Source organism: Kitasatospora sp. NPDC001539 (assembly GCF_040298565.1).
Classification (GTDB): domain Bacteria; phylum Actinomycetota; class Actinomycetes; order Streptomycetales; family Streptomycetaceae; genus Kitasatospora.
Genome location: NZ_JBEPAK010000415.1, coordinates 1 through 3,508, shown reverse-complemented (window position 1 = coordinate 3,508; position 3,508 = coordinate 1). Strand labels below are relative to the sequence as shown.

Genomic DNA, 3,508 nt, shown 5'->3' with positions numbered 1-3,508 from the left:
GCGCTCCACACCGTTGCGCCGCCGCGCCGTACCGGTGGCGGCCGTCGCCGCCCTGGCGCTGCTGGTCGCCCTCGCCGCCCTGGCCCTGGACCGGTTCAACTTCCCGCCGCTGGCGCCCGCGGCGCAGCGGCTGATCGGGCAGCCACCCGAAGGTCAGGCAGGAGCCCACCACGCCGAGCAGCATCCCGATCAGGAAGCCGCCCAGGTTGGAGGTCACCCAGGTGGCCAGCGAGGCGAGCACCGCGAGGATGGAGTAGAACAGCCGCTGGCCCGGGTTGAACAGGATCAGCAGGCCGCACACCACCATCACCACCGGCACCAGGTAGCCCGCCAGTCCCGCCATCCCGATGTGCAGGAGGACGGGCAGCGGGGCCCAGAGCGTGAACAGGATCTCGGCGCCGCCGAGCGTCACCAGCAGCCCGCCCCAGAACGGCCGCCCGCCCCGCCAGTCGCGCCGGACGGGGCCCCGGGCCGCCGCGGCGGCCGGTGCCGGCACCGGTGCCGCGGTCGGGTCGACGGCTGCCGGAGCGGCGGGCGGGGGCGTGCCCGCGGCGGGCGCGGCAGCCGTCCCCTCGGCCGCCACCCCCTCCGTCCGCGGCCCGCCGCCCTCGCCGGTTCCGGTCGGCTCCGGTACGGACCCGGCCATGCTCAGCAGCCCGTGGAGCTGAAGCTCAGCCGCAGGTTGGGCAGTTTGAACCCGGCGGCGGTGCTCGCGTAGTTGTGCTGCTTGAGGTGGGTCAGCTGGACGGTGTCGGCCTGCTGGCCGAAGACGCCCGGGTTGCCCTTCCCGGCCGGGCCGGCCTTGGTGTACGTGCTGGCGTCGCCGCCGATCTCGATGTTGTTGAACTCCGCGTCACCGGACAGCAGGTCGGAGTCGGTGGTGAGGTCGGTGGCGGAGACGGGCGTGCCGCCGTCGCCGGCGTGGATCACCAGGTTGATGCCGCCGAGGTCGACGCTCTGGCACAGGTTGGTGATCTGGGCCTGCTTGATCGCCGACACCGCGACCAGCACCTGGCCGCCGGTGGAGCCGGCGTTGGGGCTGTCGGGGATCATCGAGTCCAGGCCGCCGAACTGGGCGAAGCCCTGTCCGTCGAGCTTGTCCGCGGTGATGGTGAACGGCATGCCGGAGATGGAGAACTGGGCGGCGAGCACGCCCTGGGCGGTGAGGGTCATCAGGACGCCTCCGAGCGCGACGGCCGGGACGGCCATCAGGACGGAGCGCTTCAGCCGTACCCGGCCTCTTCTCGCACCGGTCGGCGTCTGTGGGGAATCCGCCGCGGCGGCGGCGTCCTCGGACATGGCCATGTGTGCTCCCTGTGGGTGGGTGGGTGTGCAGGCACTGGCACGTTGCCCTGGCGCGGACAGCGTCGGGCGCGCCCGACCGGGCCGTCCGCCCCTCGGCAGCGGGGCGGATCGGTCGGAGCGCGATGAGTAACTGGGAAGCTACTGCCCGGTATCGGCCCGGTCAATAGAGGTGCACGAAGGATCTTCACGAATCCCGGCTCCCAGCCGCCGGGCCGCCTCGGCCGGGCCGAGGAACGGCGCGAGGCAGAACAGGCTCAACACCGGGAGCAGCTCCGGGAGTCGATCGGTGCGGCCGGAGGCGATCCGCCGGTGGAGGGTGCTGTAGACGCCGCCCACCACGGCGTCCACCATCTCCTCCACCGGCACGCCGCCCGGCAGTTGGGGCACCTCGGCGAAGAACGCCCGGAACCGGCTGAGGAGTTGGTCCCGCTCACAACGCCCCGCCGGGCCGACCGCCTCGATCTCGATCACCGCCATGGTCGCGAACGAGGGCGTTCCGGCGAGGAGTTGGAGCATGGCGTCGAGCGCCCGGCGGATCCCGGCGCACCAGTCGGATTCGGCCGCGAAGGCCGCCGCCATCCGCCGGAGCACCACCCCGGTGCCGTACCGGTGCGCGGCCAGGAAGGCGTCCTCCTTGCCGCTGAACAGCTCGTAGAAGACCGGCCTGGTCACCCCGGCCGCGCGGCAGATGTCGCTCACCGTGGCGTGCTGGTAGCCGCGTTCGGCCACCGTGCGGACCAGCCCGTCCAGCAGCCGTTCGCGCTGGGTGGCGGCGACCACTCCGGCCGGCAGCCGGCGCGGGCCGGGCTTGATCGACCTGGCCGGATCCCGGCCGGTCCGGGCACCCGGCAGCAGGGCCAGCTCCGCGGCCCGAAGGTCCTTGGGATCCATCACCAACTCCTGTGTCCTGTATTGACATTGACGGATCACGGGGTTTACAACACTGGCAGGTTTCCAACCGGTGGGTGAGCAGGCCACCACCGGCCGACCTCCAGGGCTCCGACGGCCCCGGGCCCGCGGCGGCGGCAGCCGCCGACGTGCACCCACAGCACCGCCCGTCCGCACCGATGCGGCCTCGCCCCGCTGCGCACCGAACCGTCGTACCGCTGCGCACCGAACCGTACCGACCGTCGTACCCGGCGAAGCCCCACCTGCACACCGCGCACCTGCACCGCCGTACCGCTTACCGCCGTACCGCTCACCGCCGGACCGCACCGGCGGGCCCGTGGCGCCGGGCCCGCCCGGACACCGTGGTCCGCCGGAGCCCCTCGGTACGCCCTCACCTCCCCCGTCGTGCCCACCACCACACCCGCACGCGGGGATTCCCCCACCCGTCCCCGGACGGAGAGAGGCACCCTCATGCGCATCCGCCGCACCCTCGCAGCCGCATCCCTCGCCGCCATCGCCCTCACCGGCGCCGCCGTGGCACCTGCCCAGGCGGCCGGAGCCGCCGTCCTGACCACCGGCAGCCCCTCCGGGCCGGCCGTCTCCGTCGGCGACACCCTGACCGCGAACCTGGTCTCCGGCAGCTACGCCACCTTCTACAACAGCGCCTCCGGGACGAGCGGCATCAAGTGCGCCGCCTCCTCCTTCTCCGCCAGCGTCACGTCCAACCCCAGCGCCCCGGGCAGCGCGGTCGAGCGGCTCAACACCCAGACCTTCGGCTCCTGCACCTCCAACGTCCTCGGCGTCACGGGCGTGCGCAGCATCACCGTCACCAACCTGCCGTTCACCAACACGGTCAGCGACGCCGCCGGCAACCCCGTCTCGCTCACCCCCGGCGCGGCCGGCGCGATGGGCACCACCGTGGTGCTCAACACCATCCTGGGCAGCATCAACTGCGTCTACCAGAACAGCACCGGCATCTCCGGCACCACCTCGAACACGGGCAACACCATCGGGTTCTCCAGCCAGCCCTTCACGCTGGTCTCCGGCCCGGGCCTGTGTTTCTCGACCGGCTATTTCAGCGCCACTTACGGCCCGGTGACCGACAGCTCGGTCGCGGGCAGCCCGGTCGTGTACGTCAACTGACGCACGGCCCCGCCAACGCGGCGGCGGCGTACGGCGGGCGGCGGCCTGCCGTACGCCGCCGCCCGCCCAAGCCCCCCTGCCGCGCAAGCCCCCCCTGCCGCCCCTGCGGCCACTGCCGCCCCTGCCCCCCCTGTGCACGCCCACGACCCCGGACAAGGAAGTGACCCGCCGG

General features: G+C 73.3%; 4 protein-coding genes. 1 reads left to right on the top strand and 3 read right to left on the bottom strand.

Features of this window, described 5'->3' with window-relative positions; genetic code table 11:
* The 3 genes from ABT247_RS32630 to ABT247_RS32620 form a co-directional block, all read right to left on the bottom strand.
* Window positions 1–496 (bottom strand): DUF6114 domain-containing protein (locus tag ABT247_RS32630; RefSeq protein WP_502892543.1); only part of this gene is annotated, 496 nt, incomplete at its 3' end.
* Between the two features lie 152 nt (window positions 497–648).
* Window positions 649–1,305: a DUF6230 family protein gene (locus tag ABT247_RS32625; protein WP_350750081.1), complete on the bottom strand. Its 657-nt coding sequence runs from the start codon at window positions 1,303–1,305 to the stop codon at window positions 649–651.
* 138 nt (window positions 1,306–1,443) lie between these two features.
* The gene (locus ABT247_RS32620; protein ID WP_350750078.1) at window positions 1,444–2,196 is read right to left on the bottom strand and encodes a TetR/AcrR family transcriptional regulator; all 753 of its coding nucleotides are present in this window, start codon (window positions 2,194–2,196) and stop codon (window positions 1,444–1,446) included.
* A 468-nt stretch (window positions 2,197–2,664) separates the two neighbouring features.
* On the opposite strand from ABT247_RS32620, the gene ABT247_RS32615 reads away from it, so the two are divergent.
* Entirely contained in the window at window positions 2,665–3,336 is a 672-nt protein-coding gene (locus tag ABT247_RS32615) for a Tat pathway signal sequence domain protein (RefSeq protein WP_350750075.1), read from the top strand.
* The last annotated feature ends 172 nt before the right edge of the window (window positions 3,337–3,508 follow it).

Excerpts from the sequence above, each read along its gene's own strand:
- ABT247_RS32625 (WP_350750081.1), bottom strand. The coding sequence starts at position 1,305 with ATGGCCATGTCCGAGGACGCCGCCGCCGCGGCGGATTCCCCACAGACG.
- ABT247_RS32620 (WP_350750078.1), bottom strand. The coding sequence starts at position 2,196 with ATGGATCCCAAGGACCTTCGGGCCGCGGAGCTGGCCCTGCTGCCGGGT.
- ABT247_RS32615 (WP_350750075.1), top strand. The coding sequence starts at position 2,665 with ATGCGCATCCGCCGCACCCTCGCAGCCGCATCCCTCGCCGCCATCGCC.